This window comes from Leifsonia sp. AG29 (assembly GCF_009765225.1).
Lineage (GTDB): Bacteria > Actinomycetota > Actinomycetes > Actinomycetales > Microbacteriaceae > Leifsonia.
Genome location: NZ_VMSF01000001.1, coordinates 3,313,675 through 3,338,294, shown reverse-complemented (window position 1 = coordinate 3,338,294; position 24,620 = coordinate 3,313,675). Strand labels below are relative to the sequence as shown.

At 72.4% G+C, this 24,620-nt stretch carries 27 protein-coding genes; 16 read left to right on the top strand and 11 right to left on the bottom strand.

Features of this window, described 5'->3' with window-relative positions; translation table 11 throughout:
- Positions 1-19: 19 nt before the first annotated feature.
- Positions 20-748, bottom strand: coding sequence for a formylglycine-generating enzyme family protein (locus tag FPT20_RS16050; protein WP_199246055.1), 729 nt, complete (start codon positions 746-748; stop codon positions 20-22).
- A 75-nt stretch (positions 749-823) separates the two neighbouring features.
- Here FPT20_RS16050 and fliO point away from each other — a divergent pair, with 75 nt between their 5' ends.
- From fliO to FPT20_RS15995, 11 genes are all read left to right on the top strand, one after another.
- The gene (gene fliO, locus FPT20_RS16045; protein ID WP_158867147.1) at positions 824-1,255 is read left to right on the top strand and encodes a flagellar biosynthetic protein FliO; all 432 of its coding nucleotides are present in this window, start codon (positions 824-826) and stop codon (positions 1,253-1,255) included.
- Between the two features lie 8 nt (positions 1,256-1,263).
- Entirely contained in the window at positions 1,264-2,112 is an 849-nt protein-coding gene (gene fliP / locus FPT20_RS16040) for a flagellar type III secretion system pore protein FliP (RefSeq protein WP_158867145.1), read from the top strand.
- Entirely contained in the window at positions 2,109-2,384 is a 276-nt protein-coding gene (gene fliQ, locus FPT20_RS16035; protein ID WP_158867143.1) for a flagellar biosynthesis protein FliQ, read from the top strand. Before fliP ends, fliQ begins: the two co-directional genes overlap by 4 nt.
- Entirely contained in the window at positions 2,384-3,145 is a 762-nt protein-coding gene (locus FPT20_RS16030) for a flagellar biosynthetic protein FliR (RefSeq protein ID WP_158867141.1), read from the top strand. Before fliQ ends, FPT20_RS16030 begins: the two co-directional genes overlap by 1 nt.
- On the top strand, positions 3,142-4,269 hold the full coding sequence (locus tag FPT20_RS16025) for an EscU/YscU/HrcU family type III secretion system export apparatus switch protein (RefSeq protein ID WP_158867139.1): 1,128 nt from the start codon (positions 3,142-3,144) through the stop codon (positions 4,267-4,269). Before FPT20_RS16030 ends, FPT20_RS16025 begins: the two co-directional genes overlap by 4 nt.
- Positions 4,266-6,323 carry a flagellar biosynthesis protein FlhA gene (gene flhA, locus FPT20_RS16020; protein WP_158867137.1) on the top strand — a complete coding sequence of 686 codons (2,058 nt, stop codon included), beginning with the start codon at positions 4,266-4,268 and terminating at the stop codon, positions 6,321-6,323. The genes FPT20_RS16025 and flhA overlap by 4 nt, the downstream gene beginning before the upstream one ends.
- A gap of 331 nt (positions 6,324-6,654) precedes the next feature.
- Complete coding sequence (locus FPT20_RS17900; protein WP_199245855.1) at positions 6,655-7,257, top strand: hypothetical protein; 603 nt, start codon at positions 6,655-6,657, stop codon at positions 7,255-7,257.
- Positions 7,229-7,465, top strand: coding sequence for a carbon storage regulator (locus FPT20_RS16010; protein ID WP_158867135.1), 237 nt, complete (start codon positions 7,229-7,231; stop codon positions 7,463-7,465). The genes FPT20_RS17900 and FPT20_RS16010 overlap by 29 nt, the downstream gene beginning before the upstream one ends.
- 67 nt (positions 7,466-7,532) lie before the next feature.
- On the top strand, positions 7,533-8,108 hold the full coding sequence (locus FPT20_RS16005) for a cysteine hydrolase family protein (protein WP_158867133.1): 576 nt from the start codon (positions 7,533-7,535) through the stop codon (positions 8,106-8,108).
- 39 nt (positions 8,109-8,147) lie between these two features.
- Positions 8,148-8,777, top strand: a complete 630-nt coding sequence (locus FPT20_RS16000; protein WP_158867131.1) for a TMEM175 family protein — start codon at positions 8,148-8,150, stop codon at positions 8,775-8,777.
- 38 nt (positions 8,778-8,815) lie between these two features.
- On the top strand, positions 8,816-9,004 hold the full coding sequence (locus FPT20_RS15995) for a hypothetical protein (protein ID WP_158867129.1): 189 nt from the start codon (positions 8,816-8,818) through the stop codon (positions 9,002-9,004).
- Positions 9,005-9,041: 37 nt separating this feature from the next.
- Here FPT20_RS15995 and FPT20_RS15990 read toward each other — a convergent pair whose 3' ends face one another.
- Positions 9,042-9,296, bottom strand: a complete 255-nt coding sequence (locus FPT20_RS15990; RefSeq protein ID WP_233265576.1) for a hypothetical protein — start codon at positions 9,294-9,296, stop codon at positions 9,042-9,044.
- A gap of 129 nt (positions 9,297-9,425) precedes the next feature.
- Between FPT20_RS15990 and FPT20_RS15985 the strand changes: the two genes are divergently transcribed.
- From FPT20_RS15985 to FPT20_RS15975, 3 genes are all read left to right on the top strand, one after another.
- A complete protein-coding gene (locus FPT20_RS15985) occupies positions 9,426-12,311 on the top strand; it encodes a hypothetical protein (RefSeq protein WP_233265575.1) in 2,886 nt (961 codons plus the stop codon).
- A gap of 53 nt (positions 12,312-12,364) precedes the next feature.
- On the top strand, positions 12,365-14,635 hold the full coding sequence (locus FPT20_RS15980) for a glycoside hydrolase family 3 C-terminal domain-containing protein (RefSeq protein WP_158867127.1): 2,271 nt from the start codon (positions 12,365-12,367) through the stop codon (positions 14,633-14,635).
- A 142-nt stretch (positions 14,636-14,777) separates the two neighbouring features.
- On the top strand, positions 14,778-15,098 hold the full coding sequence (locus tag FPT20_RS15975; protein ID WP_158867125.1) for a hypothetical protein: 321 nt from the start codon (positions 14,778-14,780) through the stop codon (positions 15,096-15,098).
- Positions 15,099-15,169: 71 nt separating this feature from the next.
- On the opposite strand, the gene FPT20_RS15970 is transcribed toward FPT20_RS15975, so the two are convergent.
- The 3 genes from FPT20_RS15970 to FPT20_RS15960 all read right to left on the bottom strand — a co-directional run bounded on the left by FPT20_RS15970 (position 15,170) and on the right by FPT20_RS15960 (position 16,597).
- A complete protein-coding gene (locus FPT20_RS15970) occupies positions 15,170-15,361 on the bottom strand; it encodes a hypothetical protein (RefSeq protein WP_158867123.1) in 192 nt (63 codons plus the stop codon).
- A 173-nt stretch (positions 15,362-15,534) separates the two neighbouring features.
- Positions 15,535-15,837, bottom strand: a complete 303-nt coding sequence (locus tag FPT20_RS15965) for a hypothetical protein (RefSeq protein ID WP_158867121.1) — start codon at positions 15,835-15,837, stop codon at positions 15,535-15,537.
- Between the two features lie 94 nt (positions 15,838-15,931).
- Positions 15,932-16,597 carry an HAD family hydrolase gene (locus FPT20_RS15960; protein WP_158867119.1) on the bottom strand — a complete coding sequence of 222 codons (666 nt, stop codon included), beginning with the start codon at positions 16,595-16,597 and terminating at the stop codon, positions 15,932-15,934.
- A gap of 76 nt (positions 16,598-16,673) precedes the next feature.
- Between FPT20_RS15960 and FPT20_RS15955 the strand changes: the two genes are divergently transcribed.
- A complete protein-coding gene (locus FPT20_RS15955; RefSeq protein ID WP_158867117.1) occupies positions 16,674-17,492 on the top strand; it encodes an SDR family oxidoreductase in 819 nt (272 codons plus the stop codon).
- Positions 17,493-17,499: 7 nt separating this feature from the next.
- On the opposite strand, the gene FPT20_RS15950 is transcribed toward FPT20_RS15955, so the two are convergent.
- The 4 genes from FPT20_RS15950 to FPT20_RS15935 all read right to left on the bottom strand — a co-directional run bounded on the left by FPT20_RS15950 (position 17,500) and on the right by FPT20_RS15935 (position 20,697).
- Positions 17,500-17,748 carry a hypothetical protein gene (locus tag FPT20_RS15950; RefSeq protein ID WP_158867115.1) on the bottom strand — a complete coding sequence of 83 codons (249 nt, stop codon included), beginning with the start codon at positions 17,746-17,748 and terminating at the stop codon, positions 17,500-17,502.
- 60 nt (positions 17,749-17,808) lie between these two features.
- Positions 17,809-18,336, bottom strand: coding sequence for a GNAT family N-acetyltransferase (locus FPT20_RS15945; protein WP_158867113.1), 528 nt, complete (start codon positions 18,334-18,336; stop codon positions 17,809-17,811).
- Between the two features lie 238 nt (positions 18,337-18,574).
- Entirely contained in the window at positions 18,575-19,600 is a 1,026-nt protein-coding gene (locus tag FPT20_RS15940) for a Gfo/Idh/MocA family protein (protein WP_158867111.1), read from the bottom strand.
- 86 nt (positions 19,601-19,686) lie between these two features.
- Positions 19,687-20,697, bottom strand: coding sequence for a Gfo/Idh/MocA family protein (locus FPT20_RS15935; RefSeq protein WP_158867109.1), 1,011 nt, complete (start codon positions 20,695-20,697; stop codon positions 19,687-19,689).
- Between the two features lie 239 nt (positions 20,698-20,936).
- On the opposite strand from FPT20_RS15935, the gene FPT20_RS15930 reads away from it, so the two are divergent.
- Positions 20,937-21,860, top strand: a complete 924-nt coding sequence (locus FPT20_RS15930; RefSeq protein WP_158867107.1) for a phosphodiesterase — start codon at positions 20,937-20,939, stop codon at positions 21,858-21,860.
- Between the two features lie 671 nt (positions 21,861-22,531).
- On the opposite strand, the gene FPT20_RS15925 is transcribed toward FPT20_RS15930, so the two are convergent.
- Both FPT20_RS15925 and FPT20_RS15920 read right to left on the bottom strand, forming a co-directional pair.
- Positions 22,532-23,902 carry a sensor histidine kinase gene (locus FPT20_RS15925; protein WP_158867105.1) on the bottom strand — a complete coding sequence of 457 codons (1,371 nt, stop codon included), beginning with the start codon at positions 23,900-23,902 and terminating at the stop codon, positions 22,532-22,534.
- Positions 23,895-24,584, bottom strand: coding sequence for a response regulator transcription factor (locus tag FPT20_RS15920; RefSeq protein ID WP_158867103.1), 690 nt, complete (start codon positions 24,582-24,584; stop codon positions 23,895-23,897). The genes FPT20_RS15925 and FPT20_RS15920 overlap by 8 nt, the downstream gene beginning before the upstream one ends.
- Between the last annotated feature and the right edge of the window lie 36 nt (positions 24,585-24,620).

The window sequence follows — 24,620 nt, the reverse complement described above, 5'->3', positions numbered from 1 at the left end:
CCGGACCGCTGACCGGCGGTCAGCGCCGCGGCGTCCAGCCGGGCGGGAGGGGTCCCTCCATCGCCGCGCGCTCGAGGTCGGCCTGCGCAGACCAGCCCTGAGCGGCGTCCACGGCGTCGAAGCCGCCGCGCGCGAGGCGGAACCCGAGGTCCTCGTGCGTCGTGCGGGGCGACCCGCCCCGGCGGACGGAGGCGCGGACGCTCCAGGCGTCGTCGGCGAAGCCTCCGCCGCGGAACACCCGGTAGTCGCCGTAGCGGGCCGGGTCGAGGTGGTCCCAGCACCACTCCCAGACGTTGCCGAGCGTGTCGAACAGCCCGTTGAGGTTCGGGAGCTTGTGGCCGACATCGGAGGGAGCGGTGAGGCCGTCGGCGCTGGTCCAGGCGACCTCGGTGAGCGGACCGTAGTGCGGGGCCGTCGAGCCGGCGCGGCAGGCGTGCTCCCACTCCGCCTCGGTCGGGAGACGGTAGCCGTCGGCGTCGACGTGCCAGTTGACCTCCTCGCCGTCGAAGCTGTAGGCGGGGTCCACCCCCTCCCACTCGGAGGCGGCGTTGCAGATCCGGGTGGCGCGGAGCCAGCTGACACCCGTCGCGGGCCGGCGCGGGTGCGCCGAGGGCTCGCCGATGAGCTCGGCCACCAGCTCCTCGGTGACCGGGAAGACGCCCAGTTCGAACGACTCCAGGTCCACGCTCCAGCGCCGCTTCAGCCGGGCATCGTGCAGGGTGACCGTGCCGGCGGGGATGTACGCCATCTCGATGTCCACGGTCAGAGCATCCCACGCCGGCCGGCGCTAACGGTGCGCCCGGAGCGGCCGATAGTCGAGCCCGTGGACACCCTGTTCGTCGCCCTCCGGGTGCTCGTCGTCCTCGGCGTGATCGTCGGGGTGCTGTGGTTCGTGCAGCGCAGGCTGACGAAGGGGCGCTCCGGCCGGTCGCGCCGCGGCAACGCCGTGTCGGTCGTCGGCCGGCAGGGCATCGGACCGAAGGCCTCCGTGGTCGTCGTGGACGTCGACGGTGACCGCTTCGTTCTCGGCGTCACCGAGCGGCAGGTCAGCGTGCTGCAGAGCGGCCCGCGTCCGCAGGAGGCGGACGCCGAGAAGACCGCGACGGTCACACCGCTCTCCACACCCCCCAGGCAGGATGCCGACTTCCTCACGGCGCAGGGACGCGCCTCGCTCTTCGACGAGGCACTCAAAGGCTCGATCCTGTCCCCGGCAACGTGGCGTCAGGCGGGTTCGGCGGTGCGCGTCAAGCGGTGACGGCGCGGATGCCGGGGGCCGTCTCCCGCATCGTCCCGTCCCTCCCGCGTCTGGCCGTGGCCGGCGCCCTCGTCGTTCTGATCGCCGGAGCGCTGGTGCTCGTCTCGGCCGCGGCGGCGCACGCGGTGCCGACGCCCGTCCCGACGCCGTCGGGTCCGGGCGGCCCGGGAGGCGCGACGGGCGGTTCCGGGGTGACGCTCGACATCAACGGCCCCAACGGAACCCCGAACGCGGCGATCCTCACGCTCGTGGGCATCACCGTCCTCTCGGTGGCCCCCGCGCTCCTCCTCATGATGTCGTCGTTCACGAAGATCTTCGTGGTGCTCGCCCTCACCCGGAATGCGCTTGCGCTCCCGAGCATCCCCCCGAACCAGGTGCTGGCCGGGCTCGCGCTGTTCCTGAGCCTGTTCATCATGAGCCCGGTGCTCGTCGACATCAACAACGGCGCGGTTCAGCCGTACCTCGCGGGGCACATCGACTTCACCGCGGCCGTCCACGCGGCGGAGGCGCCGCTCCGCTCCTTCATGGGCGCACACACCCGCGAGGAGGACATCGCCCTCATGACGCGCGCGGCCGGGCGCCCCAACCCGCAGAACGCCTCCGCCGTGCCGATGCTCACCCTCGTGCCCGCGTTCATGATCTCGGAGCTGCGCGCCGCGTTCATCATCGGCTTCGTCATCTTCGTGCCGTTCCTCGTCATCGACATGGTGGTCTCGGCGGCGCTCATGTCGATGGGCATGATGATGCTCCCGCCGGTCATGATCTCGCTGCCGTTCAAGATCCTCCTGTTCGTGCTCGTCGACGGGTGGGGGCTCATCATCACGAGCCTGATCACCAGCTACCGGGGCGGCGGATGAACCCGAACGCCGTCCTCGACATCGCCCTCCAGGGCCTCATGGTCACGGCGAAGCTGGCCGCGCCGATCGTCATCACCGCGCTGGTCGTCGGCTTCGCCATCTCGCTCGTGCAGTCGATCACCCAGATCCAGGAGGTGACGCTCTCGTTCGTCCCGAAGGCGGCGGCGGTCGCCGTGGCGCTCATCATCTGCGGACAGTGGATGATCAGCGAGCTGGTCTCGTTCACGCACGTGCTGTTCCAGCAGATCCCGTCCCTCCTCGGCGGCGGCTGATGAGCATCCCCATCGACCTCTCGGCCATCGAGGCGATCGCGCTGGCCTCGCTGCGCATGGTCGCCTTCCTCGTGATCGCGCCTCCCTTCTCGTACAACGGGTTCCCCGCCCAGGTGAAGGGCATGCTCGCGATCGGGCTCGCGGTCGCCGTGGCCCCGCGCGTCGGCGCCGGCTACCACACGGGCGACATCGGGGTCTTCCTCCTCGACCTGGTGCGCGAGCTGGCCGTCGGCGCCACGCTCGGGTTCCTCGTCTTCCTCGTCTTCGCCGCGATCCAGTCCGCCGGGAGCCTCGTCGACCTGTTCGGCGGATTCCAGCTCGCGCAGGCGTTCGACCCGCAGTCGATGGTGAACGGCGCCCAGTTCACGCGGATGTTCCAGGTGACGGCGCTGGCCCTCCTCTTCACCTCGGGCGGCTACCAGCTGATCATCGGCGGACTCGTGCGGTCGTTCGACGCGGTTCCGCTGGCGTCGGGGATCGATCTGGCCGACCCGGTGAAGGCGATGGTCGGCGGGGTGACGCAGATGTTCGTCTCGGCGCTGCAGATCGCCGGTCCGCTGATCGTCGTGCTGTTCCTCGCCGACGTCGGCCTCGGGCTGCTGACCCGCGTGGCGCCCGCGCTCAACGCGTTCTCGCTCAGCTTCCCGCTCAAGATCATGCTCACCGTCGTGCTCGCGGCGATCGTCTTCGTCGCGCTGCCGGGCGTCGTCTCGGGCCTGACCGACACCGCCGTCAAGACCATGCTGGGGGTGGGCCGGTGAGCGACGCGCAGGAACGCACCGAGAAGGCCACCGACAAGCGGATGAAGGAGGCGCGCTCCAAGGGGCGCCTGTCGAAGTCCAGCGACCTGACCGCCTGGGTCGGCGTCGGCGCGACCGCGCTCATGCTCCCGTTCACCCTCCAGCGCGGGAGCGACGCGGCCGTCGACCAGCTCTTCTCCGTGCGGTCGGTGATCGAGGCGCCCGACCCGGGCAAGGCCCTCGCCGCTCTGGGCGACGGTCTCGGGAGCATCATGGCGACGATCGGCCCTCTGCTCGCGGTCGGGGCGCTCGCCGTGGTCGGGGCCGCCGCCGTCCAGGGCGGCATCCACTTCCGCCGGCTCACCGGCAGCGTCGAGCACTTCAACCTCGTCGCGGGCCTCGGGCGGATCTTCGGCATGCGCTCCCTCTGGGAGGGGGCGAAGACCCTCCTCAAGTCCGGCGTCGTCGCGATCGGGCTGTTCCTGGTGGTCCAGGGCCTCATGCCGGTGCTGCTCACGGCGGGCTCGATGCCGCTCGCGTCCCTCCTCTCGGCCGCCTCGGGAGGCGCGGGCGGACTCCTCCAGGCGGCGGTCGGGGCGAGTCTCGTCCTCGCGGCGATGGACGTGTTCGTCGTCATGCGCCGCAACCGCAAGCACACGCGCATGAGCAAGCAGGAGGTGCGCGACGAGAACAAGAACACCGAGGGCGACCCGCTCGTGCGCTCCCACCGCCGCTCGCGTCAGCTCGCGATGAGCCGCAACCGCATGATCGCCGCGATCGGCGGGTCGGACGTCGTGCTCGTGAACCCGACGCACATCGCCGTCGCCATCAGCTACGAACCGGGCCGGTCCGCACCGCGGGTCGTCGCCAAGGGCGCGGGTGCGATCGCGCTGCGCATCCGTGAGAAGGCCGAGGAGGAGCGGGTGCCGATCGTGAAGGACGTCCCGCTGGCCCGGGCCCTGCACGCGGGGTGCGGCCTCGGAGACGAGATCCCGGTCGAGCTCTACAACGCCGTCGCCCGGGTGCTCGCGTTCGTGATGGCGCTGAAGCAGCGCGGGTCGGCAGCCGGATTCCACACGATGACACCGGAGGCGCCGCCCGCGCCGACGAGGAGGGCACCGCAGGTGCGAGAGGGGCTCACATGAAACCGGACAGGGGCCTCGCGGCCCGGGTGGCCGTTCCGATCGGCGTGGTGGGGATCGTCATGCTCCTCGTCGTGCCGGTGCCCGCGTGGCTGCTCGACACGCTGATCATCGTCAACATCATGCTGGCGCTGGTGATCCTCCTGACGACGATGTTCGTCAAGAAGCCGCTCGACTTCTCGGTGTTCCCGTCCCTCCTGCTGGTCGCCACCCTGTTCCGGCTGGGCCTGAACGTGGCGTCGACGCGTCTCGTGCTCGGCGAGGGCTTCGCCGGGCAGGTGATCCAGGCGTTCGGGCACGTCGCCGTCGGCGGGTCGGTCATCATCGGCGCGGTGGTGTTCCTGATCCTGATCGTGATCCAGTTCATCGTCGTCACGAAGGGCGCCGAGCGGGTCGCCGAGGTCGGCGCCCGCTTCACCCTCGACGCCATGCCCGGCAAGCAGATGGCGATCGACGCCGACCTCAACGCTGGCCTCATCACGGAGGAGCAGGCGCGGGCCCGGCGGGCGGAGGTGTCGGCCGAGGCGGACTTCTACGGCGCCATGGACGGCGCCTCCAAGTTCGTCAAGGGCGACGCGATCGCGGGCATCCTGATCATCGTCATCAACGTGGTCGGCGGGATCGCCATCGGGATGATCCAGCGCGGCATGCAGATCGGCGACGCCGTCAACTCGTACACCCTCCTCACCATCGGCGACGGCCTCGTCACCCAGATCCCGGCCCTCCTCATGGCGGTGTCGACGGGCATGATCGTGACGCGCTCGAACGCCGAGAGCGACATGGGCACGACGGCGAGCGGCCAGCTCAGCCAGTCGCGCAACGCCCTCATGATCGCGGGCTGCGCGGCGGTCGTCCTGGCGCTTATCCCGGGGATGCCGCCGATCCCGTTCGTCCTGGTCGGAGCTCTGCTGATCTTCGCCGCCCAGCGCCTCAAGACGGCCGAAGCGGTCAAGAAGAAGGCGCAGGCGCAGCAGACGGCCGCCGCGTCGGCGACCCGCCCGGAGACGCCGGAGGACCTGATCGAGCAGATGCGCGTCCACGCGCTCGAGATCACCCTCGCGCCCGACCTCGTCGACATCGTGAGCGGCGCCTCCGACGACCTGCTCGCCCGGATCCGCGCGCTCCGCCGCAAGATCGCCCTCGAGCTCGGCCTCATCGTGCCTCCCGTGCGGACGCGCGACTCCGCCGAGCTCCCGCCCGCGACGTACGTCATCAAGATCGCCGGGGTGGAGGCGGGGCGCGGGCAGGCTCCGGCCGGCCGCGTGCTCGCCCTCGGCGACAACCTGGAGGGACTCCCCGGCACGCCGACGATCGAGCCCGTGTTCGGCCTCCCGGCCAAGTGGACGCCCTCCGAGATGCGGCACAGCGCGGAGCTCGGCGGTGCGACGGTCATCGACCGCGTCTCCGTGCTCATCACGCACCTCTCGGCGATCATCACCTCCAACGCGGCCCGGCTGCTGACCCGCGAGGACGTGCGCCTGCTGACCGAGGGCGTCAAGCAGGTGAACGCCCCGGCGGTGGAGGAGCTCATCCCGAATCTGCTGTCGCTCGCGGAGATCCAGCGGGTGCTGCAGGGCCTCCTCGCCGAGCAGGTCCCGATCAACGACCTGCCGCGGATCCTGGAGGCGCTCGCCCTGCGCGCCAAGGTCTCGAACGACCCGGAGGGGCTCGTGGAGGCGGCGCGCTCGGCCCTGGGTCCGGCGATCGTGGCGCCGCACCTCGAAGACGGGACGCTGCGCGTCATCATGATCGACCCGGGCCTCGAGCAGGCCATGCTCGAAGGGCTGCGCCCCTCCGAGTCCGGGACCCAGATCGTGCTCGACCCGTTCCGGCTCGAGCAGGTGCTCGGCTCGGTCAAGCAGACCGCCGCCCAGCTCGACGATGCCGGCGTGTCAGCGGTGCTCGTGTGCGCGCCCGCCCTCCGCCCCGCGATCCGCCGGCTCGCGGCCGGGCAGGTCTCCGGCCTCGCCGTGCTGTCGTACCAGGAGGTCACCGCGGTCGCGGCGACGATCGAGACGGTGGGGGTGATCCGCGGTGCGGAGTCGATCGCGGCCTGAGTGGGTCTCGCCCGGCGACGAGGAGGTGCTCCCCGCGGTCTCGACGTCGTCGGCGGCGTTCGCGGCGATCCTGGATGATCTGGTGCGGGCGGTGGATGCGCCGGGTGGGGTGGCGCCGGGTGCGGGGTCGGTCGTGCCCGGTGGCGCGGGGTCAGCGGAGGCTGCGTCGACGGCTCCGGGGGACGCGGGTGGGTTGCCGGCGTCAGCCGGCGCGGACGTGGGTGGGCTGCCGGCGTCAGCCGGCGCGGACGTGAGGGCGGGGTCGACGACATCTGCGGGGCCGGAATCGCAGACCGAGCTTCGTCCGACGGCGGGTCCTCCGCCGGACCGGTTGCGCGGACGGGGCGATCTGACGCTGGTCGTCGGGCTCGGCCACGAGGCCTCGGCGGCGGCGGCCGTGCTCGCGATGTCGGCCGGCGCGGGGGCCGAGGTCCAGCCGGTCGGCGACCGCCGCGGGGCGCTGGCGGCGCGCGCCGACGGTGTGCGACGTGAAATCCCCGTGGTGGGCGTCTTCGCGCTGGAGGCGCCGAACGGGATCGCCGCCGCGGCAGCCGATCTCGCGGCGATCGCTCCCGACCAGGTCTGGGCGGCGGTCGACGTGTCGCGGAAGCACGACGACACCACGGTCTGGGTCCGAGCCCTCGACGAGGTGCTCGCCGTGGATGCCGTCGCAGCCAGCGGTGCCGCCGCTACGCAGACCCCGGAAACGGTGCACCAGCTCGGCCTCCCGGTGCTGTGGCTCGACGCGCCCCCCTCCCCCTCACCCGTTGAACAGTCGCTTGTGGCCCCCTCAGTACGAGATCCGGCGGCCGAGAGGGCCACACGTGACGGCTCAGGGCGGCGCGGAGGCGCGCGCCTGTGGATAACCGCCGCCCAGGAGCAACCGCGCCGGATAGGCTGGGGCCGTGCTGGTTCTGACGCGGAAGCCCGGTGAGCGGGTGCTGATCGGTGACGACATCGTCGTGACGATCCTCGATGCGCGAGGGGACGGCATCCGGATCGGCATCGACGCGCCGCGCGGCATCCGCATCCAGCGGGACGAGGTCGTGAAGGCGGTCACCGCGGCCAACCAGGAGGCGACCGAGCAGGCGGCGGGCACGTCCGACGCGGAGGCGCTCATCAAGAAGTCGCTCGGCCTCTAGCCACGCAGGTGCCCGAGCGCGAGCCCGCTCGAGCCGCGCCGACCCGGCCCGCGGGTACTTTAGGTATATGAACGATCTCCTCCCGACCCCCGCGACCACGGCGCTCCTCCTGATGGACCTCCAGAACGGGATCGTCTCCCGTCACCCGGACGTCGACGGCTTCGTGTCCCCGCTGGTCCGAGCGCGCGACGCGGCCCGCGCTGCCGGCCTCACGGTCGGCTACGTCCGGGTCGCGCTCACCGCGGAGGAGGCGTCGACGATCCCGCCCACGTCGCGCTTCGCGGGCGCGGCCGAGCGGCTGAACGCCGCCGGCCCCGGGACGCAGATCATCGACGCCATCGCGCCTGCCGAGGGAGACATCGTCGTCCGCAAGAAGCGCGTCGGCCCGTTCGGCACCACCGACCTCAAGGCCCAGCTGGACGCCCGCGGGATCGACACCCTCGTTCTCGCCGGTGTCGCGACCTCCGGCGTGGTCCTCACCACCGTTCGCGACGCCTCCGACATGGACTACCGGATCGTGGTTCTGGAGGACGGCTGCTGGGACTCGGACCCCGAGGTGCACCGCGTGCTGACCGAGAAGGTGTTCCCCCGAGGAGGCGCGACCGTCACGACGGTCGAGGAGTTCCTGGGCGCGCTGGGCTGAGCCTCCCTCCCGGACCGCGCTTGCGGGCAGAATGTCGGAATGGCGCAGATCAGGACCGAACGGGGGCTCGACCGGCTCGTCAACTTCTCGGACGCGACGGTCGCCATCGCGATCACGCTGCTGATCCTGCCGCTCGTCGACGCGGCCGCCCACATCGGTGACCGCTCGCTGCAGAAGTTCCTCCAGGACGACTGGTGGCAGGTCTTCGCGTTCGTCGTCTCGTTCGCGGTGATCGCCCGGTTCTGGGTGGTGCACCATCGCATCTTCGAATCCGTCCGCAGCTACTCCGTGCCGGTCGTCTGGTCGAACTTCCTCTGGCTGTTCGCCATCGTGGCGATCCCGTTCACGGCGAATCTGCTGTCGAACGGCCAGGGGGAGCGGCCGGACATCTATGGGCTCTACATCGGCAATCTGCTGCTGGCCACGGTGGCCTCGCAGCTGATCGCCATCTCCCTCTGGCGCAATCCGGAGCTCATGAGCGAGGAGGCGCGCTCGGACATCGACCGCACGCGCGGCATCGCCGAGGTCGTCCTCATGGCCCTCGCGCTCGCGCTGGCCGTCACGGTCCCCGCCGTAGGGATGTTCTGGCTCTTCCTGCTCTTCCTCGCCGACCCCCTGCACCGCGCACTGAGGCGCCTGTTCAGCAGGTCTTCCGTCGACGCGCGCTGAGGGATACCGTCGGGCGCAGACAAGGCAGGAGACCCCGCATGCGTTTCAAGACCCTCATCGTGCTCGCCGTGATCGCCGTGGCGTACGTCCTCGGCGCGCGCGCCGGCCGCGAGCGCTACGAGCAGATCGCCGGTGCGCTCACGTCGTTCTGGAACGACCCCGAGATGCAGAAGGCGCGCAAGAAGGCCAAGAAGGAGGCGCAGCGCGCGCGCAAGCGCTTCTCCTGATCGCCGCCTGACCGTGGCCGGCTGACGGCCCCCGCGCTCAGGGTTCGGGGACTTCGCCCTCGGTGTACTCGCCCTCGGGCGCGGCCGTCGGCTCGTCGACGTCGGTGTAACTGCCCTCGACGGCGGGCTCCGGGCCGACACCCTCCGTCTCGGTGTACTGGCCGTGGACCGTGCGCTCGTGGGGCCCTTCGTCGTCCGCCTCGGTGTAACCGCCTTCGAGGGTTTCCCTCGGCTCGGCGAGGGGCTCGTGCTCGGCGCGCTCGTCGCCGATGGGCTCGTCTGGGGTGCTCATACGACGGACACTACGCCCGGCTCCCCCGTTCCGGCTAGCGCCTGCGGCGAGCCTCCTCGTAGACGCTGATGCGGGCCCGGCGCTATCCTGCCCGCAGGCCGGCGCCGGCCGCCGGCAGGGGGAGGCGTCATGACGCCGACGGAGTCCACGGCGGACGGGTCCGGGATGGGACCGACGGTCCTCGAACTGCGCATCCACGGGATCAAGAACACCCCGCCGGCCGAGATGCTCGGCGTGCAGCCGGGGGAGGTGCGGGCCGACCAGGCCGACGAGGACGGCGGCTTCTACGTGCCGACCGTCGACCCTCCCGATCCGGACGATCCCGCACGGCCGCCGACCGACATCCGGCGGGAGGGGTACTCCTGGGGCCGGCTGTCGCGGCTCGGCAGCGGCGCCTGGCTCGTCATCGGGCAGTTCTTCATCCAGCTGGCGTGGTTGCTGATCCTGCCGTTCGGTCTCAGCAACACGGCCTACTGGACCAGGCGCATCCCCGACCAGACCGGTCGCGGCCGATGGTCCTCCGGGAGGGGTGCCCCCGCGCTTCGCGTGTTCGCGCTCGGCCTCACCCTGCTGTACGTGTGCGCGCTCGCGTCGGTGAGCCTGTCGATGGTGGGCGCGCAGTGCCTCGCAGGTACCGCCTCCTGTCCTGGACTCCCGGGGTGGGTCACCGAGTTCTTCGCTCTGCCCGAGTTCGACCGGCGGGGCGTCCGGATGGTCGTACTGGCTCTCGTTCCGCTCGCCGGGGTCCTGCTGCTGTTCGTCGTCTCGCATCGCGGCCGCACCCGGTACGAGGCCGCGATCTTCGGAACGGTTGACAAGATCCGGAACGCGCGGCGCCGCATCAACGACGAGAAGCCGCGGCGGCCGCTGTCGACGGGCGGCTTCTGGGACTTCGCGCGGGTGCGCCTCCCGTCCGAGCTCTACCACGTCGCCGCGACCCTCTTCCTCCTGTCGGTGCTGATCGCCTGGGACGATGTCTTCGCCGCCTGCGCCGACCCGGGCGACGGGCTCGTTCCGCTCCGGTGCTTCGAGCTGCCGGGCAGCCCGCTCGCGGGCAAGTGGTGGATCGCTCTCGCCGTCCCCGCCGGGCTGGTCGGGCTCGTGGTGGTGGTCGTGCGGATCATCCTCGACACCGATTCGAGCCGCGCGCTCGGCGATGCCTCCGAACCCGAGCGGGCCGACCGGGCGCTGGCCATCGATCGGCACCGGCGCAACGTCGTCGCCGGTCTCGTGCTGGCGGCGAGCGCGCTGCTGTTCGGCTACGCGGGGATCGTCGTCGCAGCGCCCGACCGCAGCGTGAACTACATCCGGACGCCGTTCATCGGCTTGATCCTCGCGCCGTCCATCGTGCTCGGCGCCCTCGTCGCGATCGCGATCGCGGCGCTCGGCTGGCGGCGCCTCACCCACCCCGGCCTCTTCACGCCCCGAGCGCAGGCGCAGCTCAGACTGTGGACGTGGATCCTGGTCCCGCTCGCGGGGGTCGCGATCCTCCTGGCCGTGGTCATCGTCCCGCACGGCGCGCTGCCGGGGCCGGTCTCGATGGCGTTCTACGTGCTGGCAGCGGTCAGCCTCGGGGCGTTCCTCCTGATCGTGTGGCTCGCGCCGCGCCGGGCGGCGGAGAGGATCCGGCAGGAGGCGGGCGGCGGCGAGACGACGGATGCGTTCGCGACCGAGGGGTGGTCGGGCACCGGGCCGGCCGTCCTCATGATGCTCGCACTGGGCGCGGGCATCCTCCTGTCGACGTTCCTCGTCCTCGGCACGCAGTGCTGGTTGGCTTCGACGGGCCCGGTGCCCGTCTGCCCCCTGAACGGAGGCGATGCGCCGATCGCGACACCCCAGGCCTTCGCGAACTTCGGAGGGACGGTGCCGGTGCTCGCGATCATCCTGGTGCTGGTGGTCGCTGCGGTCGCCGCTGCCCGCCTGGCGTCGACGCCGCTGCTGACCACCCCGCCGACCCGGGGAGGCCGGCCGCTGATCCTCCCCGTCGCCCGGTACGAGAACGGCGTCGTCCAGAACGCCGGCGCCGAGGACAAACTCGCGGTACGCATCCTTCACGCACGCCGGACGGCCGGCCTCGTCCACCGGGGCGAACCGATCCTCGGGCTGCTCGCGTTCCTGCTCGCGCTCGGCATCGTGTACACGGTCGTGCTGCCGTCCTCCCTCCATGCGCCCGCGCTCGATCTCGCGCTCCCGGCGCTCGGCCTCATCGCCGTCGTCGCCGTGATCGCCATCGCGCAGAACAGCGCGACCGCGCAGGAGAGGCCGATCAGCGTGATGTGGGACCTCATGTGCTTCCTGCCGCGCGCCGGGCACCCGTTCGCGCCTCCCTGCTACGCCGAGCGCGTCATCCCCGAGCTGCGCGACCGGGTGGTCGACTGGCTCGAGGCCGACATCGTCGACCAGTCGGCGATCCGGGGAGGCGACCGGCGCTCGCCGGAGGAACGCGCTCGGGACGAGCACACGGCGCTGACGACGCCGCAGCGCCGGAAGGTCATCCTGAGCGCCCACAGCCTGGGCGGCGTGCTGGCCGTGTCGTGCATCTTCACGCTGGCCTCGGACACGCAGGAGAGGCTCCGGAACGTCGGGCTCCTGACGTACGGCACTCAGCTCCGCGCGTACTTCGGCCGGTTCTTCCCGGAGCTGTTCGGCCCGGAGGCGCTCGGTGTCTTCCCGACCCGGGGGCCGTCGCTGCGCGCCCGCGACCCGTGGCTGAGCCAGGTGGTGATGGACCAGCAGCGCACCCCGGACGAGCTCCCGCCGTCGGGCTCGAAGCCCACCCTGCGCGAACTGCTCACGCAGCCCGACGGGGTGACCGTGGCCTGGGTGAATCTCTGGCGGCGCACCGACTACCTCGGCTTCCCGGACTTCAGCTACGGCCACAACCGCATCGACCGCGGAGCCGACGAGTTCGGCCCGGCGCGCTATCTGGTGCAGATCGCCAGTCATCCCGGCTACCAGTCGTCGGCGCAGTACATGACCGCCCTCCGCGAGCTCGCCGACCGTCTGCGCGCTTAAAACCGAGTGGTGTAAGGTATTGCCCACCGCACCGGCCGTATCGAAGGAGAACCATGGTCGACAGCTCCGCCCGCGCAGCCCGGCTCGCCCGAGCCGCCGAGCTCACCACCGAAGAGAAGGCGTCGCTCACGAGCGGCGCGAGCTTCTGGGAGTCCCAGGCCGTCGATCGCGTCGGCATCCCCTCCATCTACCTGACCGACGGCCCGCACGGCGTGCGCAAGCAGCGGGAGGGAGGGGACCACCTCGGCATCGGCGACAGCGTCCCGGCTACCTGCTTCCCGCCCGCTGTCGCGCTCGGCTCGTCGTGGGATCCCGAGCTCCTCGAGCGGGTCGGCGTCGCGCTCGGCCAGGAGGCGAAGGCGGAAGGGGTCGGCGTGCTCCTCGGCCCGGGCATCAACATCAAGCGGTCCCCGCTGTGCGGGCGCAACTTCGAATACCTCTCGGAGGACCCGATCATCAGCGGGAGGCTCGGCGCGGCCCTCGTTCGCGGCCTCCAGTCGCAGGGGGTGGGCGCCTCCCTCAAGCACTTCGCGGCGAACAACCAGGAGACGGACCGCCTGCGGGTCAGCGCGGACGTCGACGAGCGCCCGCTCCGCGAGATCTACCTCCGCGGCTTCCAGCACGTCGTCGAGCACGCCCAGCCGTGGACCGTCATGTGCTCCTACAACCGCATCAACGGCGTCTACGCGAGTGAGAACCCGTGGCTCCTGACCTCGGTGCTCCGCGACGAGTGGGGCTTCGAGGGGCTCGTGGTCTCCGACTGGGGCGCGGTGAACGACCGGGTGCAGGCCCTCGTGGCCGGACTCGACCTCGAGATGCCGTCCTCGGGCGGCGTCACCGATGCCCAGCTGGTCGCCGCCGTGGCGGACGGCTCCCTCGACGAGGCCGTGCTCGACCGCGCGGCAGACCGGGTCATCGACCTCGTCCAGAAGGCCGTCGACGGAGCGGACGCCTCCGCCTCGTACGACGCCGACGCGCACCACGCCCTGGCCCGAGAGGTCGCCGGCCGGAGCGTGGTCCTCCTCAAGAACGACGGAGTCCTCCCACTGCGTGCGGAGGCCGGCCGCCGGATCGCCGTGATCGGCGAGTTCGCCCGCACCCCGCGCTACCAGGGCGCGGGGTCGTCCCAGATCGTCCCGACCCGTCTCGACAACGCCCTCGACGAGCTCCGGGCGCTCGCCGGAGACGCCGAACTGTCGTTCGCCGCGGGGTACGTGATCGACGGCGACGGCGATGCCGAAGCACTCACGAGCGAGGCGGTCTCGGTCGCCGAAGCCGCCGACGACGTGGTCGTCTTCCTGGGCCTTCCCGCGGCCGACGAGTCCGAAGGCTTCGACCGGGAGCACATCGAGCTCCCCGCCGCGCAGGTCGACCTGCTGGAGGCGGTCCTCGCGGCGAACCCGCGCGTCACGGTCGTGCTGTCGAACGGCGGCGTGGTGCGAGTGTCGGGCTGGGCCGACCGGGCGGCCGCCCTCGTCGAAGGGTGGCTCCTCGGACAGGCGGGCGGCGGTGCCATCGCCGACGTGCTGTTCGGCGTCGTGAACCCGTCGGGGCGCCTCGCGGAGACGATCCCGCTGCGCATCGAAGACACCGCCTCCTACCTCAATTTCCCGGGCGAGAAGGGCCACGTGCGCTACGGCGAGGGCCTGTTCGTCGGCTACCGGGACTTCGATGCGCGAGGCGCGGCGGTCAGCTTCCCGTTCGGGCACGGCCTGTCGTACACCACGTTCGAGTACGGGGAGGTGGAGGCGGTCGCCGGCGACGACGGCGGCATCCGCGTGACCGTGGAGGTGCGGAACACCGGCGACCGCGACGGCCGGGAGGTCGTCCAGGTCTACGTGTCCGTTCCCGCGTCGGCGGTGCAGCGGCCCGTGCGCGAGCTGAAGGGCTTCGCCAACGTCGCCGTCGCGGCCGGCGCCTCCCAGACGGTGACGGTCGAGCTGGCGGCGGAGGACCTCGCCTACTACGACATCGACCGGCAGGCCTGGACCCTCGAGGGCGGCGAGTACGTGGTGACCGTGGGCTCCTCCTCCCGCGACCTCCGCGGCTCCGCGACCGTGACCCTCCCCGGCGACGGCGTTGCCGCGCCGCTCACGGTGGAGTCGACCCTGGGCGAATGGCTGAACCACCCGGTCGGGGGCCCGCTGCTGGGAGGCGCGCTGGCCCAGGCGGCCGGGGCGGAAGGCATCGGGGCGATGCTCTCCGACCCGGGTCTGCGGCGCATGGCCGAGTCGATCCCGCTCATCCGCGCCGCCCGCTTCCCGGGCAGCCCGGTCACCGACGAGCAGCTCGACCAGCTCGTGGCCGCGGCGAACGCACGCTGACCGCGCCGCCGCAGGCCCGCCGGGCCGACCCCGCACCCGACCCCCTGCTCCCCCTTGCGCGAGCGGGGGGTTCGGCGTTTCGTGTCGGCCATGAGCGATGCGAGACACGGAGAGGGCCGGCCGTAGGCCGGGAGGGAGAAGCATGAGCGACACCAGCGGACTGCCGAACACCGACGCCGAGGGGGTGCCCGCCGAGGAGCGCCCGGAGCGCTTCGAGTCCGGCAACGAACCCGACGAGGGCCGGGACGCGCAGGCGGCGGAGCCGTCGGAGCGCGAAGCCGGCCAGGACGAGGCCGGGGTCTCCGAGCCCGGCGAGACCGGCGTCGCCCCGGAGGGCGCGGAGGACGTGACGACCGCGGCCAACTCCGGTACCCAAGCGGCCGAGCCTCCGCCTGCCGACTTCGACCCCGCGCAGCAGCCGTCGAACCCCGACCTGGTGAAGAACACCGAACCGCCGGACTGAGCCGCGGTCGCGCCTCCCTCCCGCCGCGGCCGGCGGTACGCAGGCCCGCCGAGCTCGGCGGCAAGCCGTCGTCAGCCGCGGCGGGAGGCGGCGAGCCAGAAGCCGCCGAAGGCCAGGCCGGCGGCGCACAGGACGAGCCCGACCGCGAGGAGGGACACGCCGTCGACCCGGGGCAGCAGGATGCCGACGACGAAGAGCACCGCTCCGACGTTGAGCAGAACGGCCGCGACCCAGCCCAGAGCGGTACGCAGCGTCGCGTTCATCTTCGAAGAGTACGCGTCCGCTCGTGGCGCGGGCACCGCGACGCGGTATGGGCCCAGGGTCAGCGCCTCGGCGGCGGAGTGCGCCGTTGTGGGACGTTGGCGCGGGCGCGCGCCGCCGCAGACGTCCCGCGAGGCCGCAGACGTCCCGCGAGGCCGCAGATGCGGCCGGCGCCTCAGGCCTCGCCCTGGTTGCCCGTCGCCGCGGGCACGTCGGCGTCGAGCGCCTCGTTGATGAGGGAGGCGACCAGCTGCCTCCAGTCGGAGCCCTCGTGCAACGTCTCCACCCACCCGGGCGGGACGGCGCCGAACACGGGCTCGTGCTCCTCCCCCTCGGTCGAGACGCGGATCAGCGAGCCCAGCTCGGCGTGCGACTCGTCGAGGACCACCCACACCCCGGGTGACCGCTTCTCGATGTGGAAGATGCGTTCCCGGTACGGATACCGGACGCTGGACATCTCGAGCTCGCTCGCCGACATGGCGCCTCCTCACGACGGACCTTCAGGGAGAATCCAACGCCGCCTGGGGCTGCTGCGCAAGAGTCCTCTGCCCCGCGGCGCCGCACCGACGGGGTCACCCCTCCGGTGAGATGACCACCTCGTCGATGCGGCGCCGGAGCTCGGCCGGGTCGTCGTAGACGGCCACTGCGCCTGCTTCGAGCAACTCCGAGGGGCCCACGCCTCCGGAGAGCAGGCCGACAGCGCGGACGCGTGCGCGGGCCGCGGCGACGATGTCGAATGTCGAGTCGCCGACCATGAGGGCGTCGGAGGGGCCGGCTCCCGCCCGCTGGAGCGCCACCTCCAGGATGCCCGGCTCGGGCTTGGCGGTCGCGACGTCGTCCGCGTTCGTGGTCGCGTGAATCGCGTCGTCGGCGTCCAGCGCCTTCCTGAGGAGGTCCAGCTCGTCGGAGGGCGCGGAGGTCGCGAGCACGACCCGGAGCCCGCGGCCCGCGAGCTCCCGCAGCAGATCGGCCGCACCCTCGAACGCGCGCAGTCGATGCGCCTGCTCCACGTAATAGCGCGAGTGGAGCTCCTTGGCGTGCTTCGTCCACTCCTCGTCCCGCTCGCCGACGAGCGCGCGCAGCAGGCGAGCGGAGTCCTGGCCGATGCCGCGATGGATCCGCCACGCGTCCGTGGGGGCGCCGCACTCGGCCAGAGCGCGATGCCAGGCGTCGACATGCAGGAAGTTGGAGTCGACGAGCGTCCCGTCGACATCGAAGAGCACCGCGGAGAGGGTCATGCGTCCAGGAGTACCACCGCGTGCTGGGCGCGGGTGCCCCTTGCGCGGCCACGCATCCGGGTGCACCGTGCCCGCCATGGCTGATCACTCGTATCCCGAACTGACCGAACCGCGGACCGCGATCGTCACCGGCTCCGACTCCGGGATCGGCCGTGCCACGGCGGTCGCGCTCGCCCGGGCCGGGATGGACGTCGGCATCACCTGGCACTCCGACGAGGAGGGAGCGGAGGAGACGGCCCGCCTGGTCCGCGAGGAGGGACGGAAGGCCGCCGTCACGCGCCTCGACACCACCGACGCCCCCGCCTGCGCGGACGTGGTCGACCGCCTGGCCGACGAACTCGGAGGGTGCGACGTCTTCGTCAACAACGCCGGGCTCAACGGGGGCACGCCCTTCTTCGAGACCGACTGGGAGACCTGGCGGAAGACCGTGGCAGCGGACCTCGACGGACCCTTCGCGTGCATCCAGCGGATCGCGAGGCGCATGGTCGACGCGGGCCGCGGCGGGCGGATCATCGGCGTCACGAGCGTGCACGAGCACCAGCCCCGGGTCGGCTCGGCCGCCTACGACGCAGCGAAGCACGGGCTCGGCGGCCTCCTGAAGACGCTGGCCCTGGAGCTGGGCGAGTACGGCATCACCTGCAACGCGGTCGCGCCCGGCGAGATCTCGACACCCATGAACAACGCCGAGGACGAGGACCCGCACGACACCCACCGCCCCGGTGTTCCGCTCGGGAGACCCGGTGACGCCCGCGAGATCGCCGCGGTGATCGAGTTCCTCGCCTCGCCCGGAGCCTCCTACGTCACCGGCGCCTCGTGGGTCGTCGACGGCGGCATGCTGCAGATGGGCCCGCAGGCGGGATCGCACCTCGCGTCGGACGACTGGCGCCGGCTGTGACTCGGCCTCAGTTGAAGATCGCCCACTCCGAGCGGTCGAGGCGCGCGCGCTGACCGTTGATGACGAGGTACCAGGACTCCTCGTCGCGGTGCAGGTATTCGGCGAGGATCGTCGTGTACTTCCACTCGCCTCCCACGTTCGACCAGTGGATGAGCGAGATGAGCTGCCCCTGGCGCAGGTAGGGCACCGCGACGAAGTCGTCGTTGTGATGCGGTTCCGACGCGCCCGCTCGGTGACCCGTCCGGGGAGTGCTCATGCTGCACTCTAACCCCGCCTGTATCGCTTTGGGAACGACTGGTATGTCAAAGTCCGTCACTCACTCGGGGGTGGCCGGCGCCTCCACGCGGAGCCACACCGTGAGCGGCCGACCGTCGATGTGCGTGCCCTTCCGCTCCCTCCGGAATCCGGCCCGGCGGGCAACAGCCTCGCTCGCGGTGTTGCCGTCGAGAGTGCTGAGCCGGACCGCCCGCTGGCCCTGGGAAGCCAGCCAGTGGACGAGCGCCAGGACCGAACCGGTCGCTAGCCCGCGGCCGCGTCCCACCGGCTTCAGGGCGTAGAAGACCTCGAACCCCTGATCGGAGGCGCCGAACCCGGCGGTGCCGAGCGCGACGCCGTCCTCCTCCACGGCGTAGCGGATGCCGCGACCGGCGCGTGCCGCCTCCGTCATCCGCATCACCCGGAGGCGCGCGCCGGCCTCGTCGAGGTCGGCCGGGTACATGGTCCACTGCGGGACGTCGGGGACCCGCGCCAGCTCGTGTTCGAGCCGCCAGTCGTCCGGCTGCAGCCAGCGGAGGCGCGCGGCCGGCCGCCCGGCGACCGGGAGCGTTGCGGGGAAGGGGTCCATTCCCGCACCCTAGCGGGCGCGGCGGGCTCGGGGGGCGGATGTCCCTCCCCTCGAGGTGCTCGCAGGTGCTGCGCCGTGCGGCGTGTCGCGCGCATGTACGAGCACCTCGTGCTTGGCGACGGGCGCCCGCCCCGTCGAGGTGCTCGCAGGTGCTGCGCCGTGCGGCGTGTCGGCCGCATGTACGAGCACCTCGACGGAAGGACGCGGCGCGGCCGGGCGGCGCAGCCGACCCGCGCGCTCAGCCCGCCGTCGCGACCGCGGGACGGGCCACGGCGGCGACGGTGCCCGTCCGCGCCGACTCGTAGGCGCCGAGGATGATGCCGAGCACCGCGATGCCCTCCTTCTCGGTGTGCAGCGGGCGCGTCCCGTCGAGGATGCTGCGGGCGAAGTGGGCCAGCTCCTCCCCGAACTCGTGCACCGGCTCGAGATCGAAGACGGTCGCCTCCGCCTCGCCGCGCCGACGGAAGGTCAGCGTGGTGCCGTCCGACGTGAGGGCGCCCCGTTCCCCGACCGCGGAGAACTTCTCGGTGCCGTCCGCCGGCTGGTACGCCCAGCTCGTCGCGAGCGTGCCGATGACGCCGTTGTCGAAGCGGACCATCACATTCGCCGAGTCCTCCCCCTCCATGAAGGAGAGGCGGTGCGTGGCGAGCATCGCGACGACCTCGACCGGGGCGGCTCCCGCGAGGTGCAGCAGGAGGTACGTGGGGTGGTACCCCGTGTCGATCAGCTCGCCGCCTCCACTCGTCGCCGTGTGCGCGCGCCAGCCCATGGTCGACGCGTCGAAGTCGTTGAAGAAGCTGTCGGTCGTGCGGACCTCGTAGAGGCGCCCGAGCGCGCCGGAGTCGATGAGCTCCTTCGCCTTCGCGACCGCGGGGAGGAACAGCTGGTTGTGCGCGCACATGAGCGTGACGCCCGACTCGGCCACGGCGGCCGAGACCTCGTCGGCCTCCTCGCGGGTCACGCACAGCGGCTTCTCGCACAGGATGTGCTTGCCGGCGCGGGCCGCGGCGACGATGGCGTCCTTGTGGAGGTGGTGGGGCAGGCAGATGTCGACCGCGTCGATGTCCGCTTCGGCGAGCATCGTCGCGTAGTCGGCGTAGATCGCCGCGGCGGTGCCCTCGGCCCGCGCTTCGGCATTCGCCCGGACCGGGTCGGCGACGGCGGCGAACGTGATCGTCTCGGGGTTCCGCTTGTAGCCGGCGACGTGCGCTCCGGCGATGCCGCCGGCTCCGATGAGGCCGATGCGGACGGTGGTGCTGGTCATGGGGGAGTCGCTCCAGGGTGTGAGGGCGTGCGCGAGCACGCGACGAAAGGGGAGGGATGGGAGAGATGAGGCGGGTCGCGGCGGCGTCAGCCGGCGAGCAGCTCGGCGGCCCCGAGGGAGACGACGCGGCCGCTCGCCGCCGAGTCGTTGGCCGCGACGACCGTCCTCGTGAGGGCCACCGCATGTGCCAGGTTGTCGTCAGCGGTCGTGCCGTCTGCGATGCACGTCACCCACAGGTCGAACGCGCCCGGACCCGGCTCGGGAAGGGGCAGCTCGGTCCAGTCGTCGCCGAAGGTGCCGCCCTTTGCCAGGAGGCGCTCGCCGCCGAAGCCGAACAGGAGGCTGGCCTCCGTGCCGCGCAACTCCGCGGTGAACGCACCGGGCGTGCTGACGACGCTCGCTTCGAACACGCCGAGGCGACCTCCCGGGAACTCCGCGGTGACGACCGCGTTGTCCTCGACAGGGTGTCCGGAAACGTTCCCATAACACGCGCTCACCGACCGGGGTTCAGCCCGGTGGAACAGTCGCGTGAGGTACGCGGGGTGGCACCCGAGGTCGGTGAGCGCGCCGCCCACGGCCTCGGCCGGGTCGCCGAACCGCTCCGGCAGCCAGCCCTTGACCCAGCCGTCGTGCGCGAGCCGGACCCGCGAGTACGCCAGCTCACCGAGCGTGCCCTCGTCGAGGATCCGCTCGATGGCCGCGGTGTACGGGTCGTAGAGCCGGGGGAGGGACACGACCAGCGCGACGCCCGCCTCCCTGGCCAGCGCCACCAGCCGCTCCGACTCCTCCACCGTGGGCGCGAGGATCTTCTCGGTGAAGACGTGCTTGCCGGCGCGGATCGCCCGCGCGATGACGTCGGTGTGCTCGGTGGTGGCGGTCGTGATCGTCACGCCGTCGAGGTCGGGGCGCGCGAGCAGCTCGTCGAGATCGCGCACGAACTCGACGCCGAACTCCGCGGCGGCGTCGGTTCCGCGCTGGTCGTCGTCGTCCCAGAGGGCGACGAGCCGCGTGCCGGGATGCCGCTGCGCGGCCCGCGCGTAGTCGCCCGCGTGGACGTGCCAGAAGCCGATCGCTGCGATGGCGAGTGGGTGGGACATGCCGGGGAAGGCCTCCTTGCCTGGGATCGATGCGCGCGAACGACCCCACCCTAACCACTGCTCCTCGCCCGGGGCACCCTCGGTGGGGCCAGCCGTGAGATCGTTCCCAGGGTCGTCAAAGGGGGTCCCGGTGACCGTCGAGGTGTGGAATGCTGACGCCGTCCCCCTTCGGGGTGACGTGTAGGACGCGCACGGCGCGCGTTCACGACGTGTTCAGACGGAAGTGGTGTTATAGCCCCGTGAAGACGCGAATCGCGGAATACCCGCGGCCGGACCACTTCCTCCTGCACATCAGCGACACGCACCTCCTCGCCGGCGGCGAGAGGCTCTACGGCAGTGTCGACAGCGAGCAGCACCTCCGGGCCCTGCTCGCCGAGGTCGAGGCGTCCGGGGGCCGTCCCGACGCCATCGTCTTCACCGGAGACCTGGCCGACCGCGGCCAGCCCGGCGCCTACGGCCGGCTCCGCGCGCTCGTCGAGCCCGCCGCGGAACGCATGCGCGCCCGGATCATCTGGGTGATGGGCAACCACGACGACCGCGCCGCCTTCCGGCAGGGGCTCCGTGACGAGCTGGGGGACGCCTCCCCGATCGACGACGTCGTGTGGATCGGCGGCCTGCGGGTGATCGTCCTCGACTCGACGGTGCCCGGGCACCACTACGGCGACGTCAGCGAGTCGCAGCTCGACTGGCTCGCCGCCGAGCTCGCCTCGCCGGCGCCCGAGGGCACGATCCTGGCCATGCACCACCCGCCCATCCCGAGCGTGCTCGACCTCGCCGTGTCCGTGGAGCTGCGCGACCAGGCCCAGCTGCGCGAGGTGCTCGAGGGCAGCGACGTGCGGAGCATCCTCGCCGGCCACCTCCACTACTCGTCGACGGCGACGTTCGCGGGCATCCCCGTGTCGGTCGCCTCGGCGAGCTGCTACACGCAGGACCTCAACGTCCCGGTGGGAGGCACGCGCGGCCGCGACGGCGCCATCGCCTTCAATCTCGTGCACGTGTACCCGACCACCGTGCTGCACTCCGTCGTCCCCCTCGGCCACTACCCGACCCTGGACTACATCGACCCGGAAGAGAGCGCGCGCCGCCTCGCCGCCGACGGGATCCGGATCCCACCGGCCGTGCGCCGGGAGGCTCCGACGGAGCCGATCGGGGTTCTGCTGTAGGGCGGGTGCCGCTGCGCTCGCTGCCGCTGAGCGCGCTCGCGGGGGACGTCTGCGCGTGCGCGCGCAGCCGCGGGTGTCCCGGGGGCCGCAGTCGCGGTGGCGGAGGCGCCGGTGCGGGGCTTCGCGGCGCTGAGTGCGCTCGCTGCCGCTGAGTGCGCTCGCGGGGGACGTCTGCGCGTGCGCGCGCAGCCGCGGGTGTCCCGGGGGGCCGCAGTTGCGGTGGGGGGAGGCGTCAGCCCGGGGCTTCGCGGCGCTGAGTGCGCTCGCTGATGCCGAGTGCGCTCGCGGGGGACGTCTGCGCGTGCGCGCGCAGCCGCGGGTGTCCCGGGGGGCCGCAGTTGCGGTGGCGGAGGCGCCGGTGCGGGGTGCCGCGGCGCTGAGTGCGCTGGCGGGGGACGTCTGCGCGTGCGCGCGCAGCCGCAGCTGTCCCGGGGGGCCGCAGTCGCGGTGGCGGAGGCGCCGGTGCGGGGTGCCGCGGCGCTGAGTGCGCTGGCGGGGGACGTCTGCGCGTGCGCGCGCAGCCGCGGGTGTCCCGGGGGGCCGCAGTCGCGGTGGGGGTGGCGCCGGTGCGGGGTGCCGCGGCGGTGAGTGCGCTGGCGGGGGACGGCTGCGCCTGCGCGCGCAGCCGCAGCTGGCCCGGGCGACCGCAGTCGCGCGGTCGCAGGTGCGCGTCAGGGTTCTGCTCGGGGAATGTCGGAGGACGGTAACGACACTCGGAAGACCGCGCCTCCACCGTCCGCCGGAGCGGCTGTGATGGTGCCTCCGAGTCGACCGACCAGGCGGTGCGCGATCGACAGCCCGAGGCCCGTGCCGACCGGCCGCGCGCCGCGGTAGCGCTCGTGCAGCGCCCCGCGGTCGAACGCCACCTCGGGGTCGGTGCCGCTCAGTCCCGGCCCGCTGTCGCGCACCTCCAGGTCGACTCTGCCCGGGGAGGCGGTTCCTCGGACGACGATCTCCGTGCCCATCGGCGCCACCCGCAGAGCGTTCTCGATGAGGCCGTCGACCACCTGCCGCAACCGCATCTCGTCCGTGTGGACGGGCAGCGGTGTCTCGGCCGCGGTGCGCAAGACCACGCCGGCGCGCGCGAAGGCTCCGGCCCATGCCTCCGCGACCGCCTGGACCGTGTCGCGAGCGTCGAAGCTCTGGGGCACGATCGCGAAGTCGTCCGCCTCGAGCCGAGCCAGTTCGAGCAGGTCGTCCAGGAAGCGGCGCAGGCGGTCGGACTCCGCGGTCAGGGTGCGCCCCGCGGCGGCCACCTCGCTCGAGGGCACGACCCCGTCCGCGAGCGCCTCCGCGTAACCGCGTATGGCGGTCAGGGGCGTTCGGATCTCGTGGGAGACCGACAGGAGGAACTCGCGCTGCCGCTCCTCGCTGGTAGACAGAGCCTCGTCGAGCGTCCGCAGCGCTCGCGCGATGTCCTCCACCTCCCCCGGCTGCGGCGGGATGGGCACGCCGCGCCTTCCGGCGGCGATGGCCCGCGCGCGGTCCGCCATGCCCCGCAGCGGCCGCGCGATGAGGCGTGCGAGCAGGAGGCCCGCGAGTGTCGCGACGACGAGGCCGATCGCCAGGGCGAGCAGGATGCCCCGCAGCAGTTGCGCGTTGCCGGCGGCGATGTCGGCCACCCTGCGCACGCCGACGATGCCGCCGCCGTCGGCCCCGGGGATGGCGACGAGGACCGCCTCCTTGCCGCCGAGGGTGGTGGTCGTCGAAACGGTGCGGCCCGCCCGCAGCTCGCGGACGACCTCGCGGGACACGCTCGCGGACGCGGGTCCGGCCACCGAGCCGTCGGGGCCGACCACTGCGAAACGGTCGCCGAGCACTGCGAGGCGCCCACCCGTCCGGCCTGAGGCGACGAGTGCAGCGGCCTGCGTCTTGAGCTGCTGCCGGGCCTGGTCCTCCTCCACCCGCTGAACCACCTGGACGGAGACCAAGGCCGTGACGAGCACCGCCACCAGGCTGACCGCGAACGTCACGAGCACGATCTGCCAGGTCAGGGAGGGGCGTCGCCGGACCGCGGGCGCAGTCGCCGCACGATCAGTCATCGTCGCCCGACACGCTGTAGCCGACCCCTCGGGCCGTGCGGATGATGCGCGCCGCGTCGCCGAGCTTCAGCCGGAGCTGGGCCACGTGCACATCGACGGTGCGGCTGCTGCTGTAATCGGCGACGCCCCAGACGGAGGAGAGGAGCTGCTCGCGCGTGAAGACCCGGCCGGGTTGCGACATGAGGTGCGCCAGCAGATCGAACTCGGTGGCGGTCAGGTCGATGCGAGCGCCCGACGCCTCCACGCGCCGCCGCGCCGGGTCGAGCGTCACAGGCCCGACCGCGACCGGTGCGAGTGAGGCCGCCCCGGAGGCGCGCCGCACGAGCCCGCGGACCCGCGCGACCAGCTCGCGAGGAGAGAACGGCTTGGTGACGTAGTCGTCCGCGCCGAGCTCGAGCCCCAGGATGCGGTCGATCTCGTCGTCGCGCGCGGTGACGAAGATCACGGGCGTCCAGTCGCCGCGCGCGCGGAGGGTGCGGCACACCTCGATGCCGTCGAGGCCCGGCAGGCCGATGTCGAGGACGATCGCAGCGGGGCGCAGCCGGTCGACAGCCTCCAGGGCGCGGCCGCCGTCGCGTTCGACGTGCACGCCGAAGCCCGCCGCCGCGAGGTACATGCGCTCGAGCTCGAGGATCGCGGTCTCGTCCTCGGCGATCAGCACCAGGCCCTTGTCTTCGCCCACCGTCTCATCTTCGCCGCTCCGCGACCCGTTTCGCCC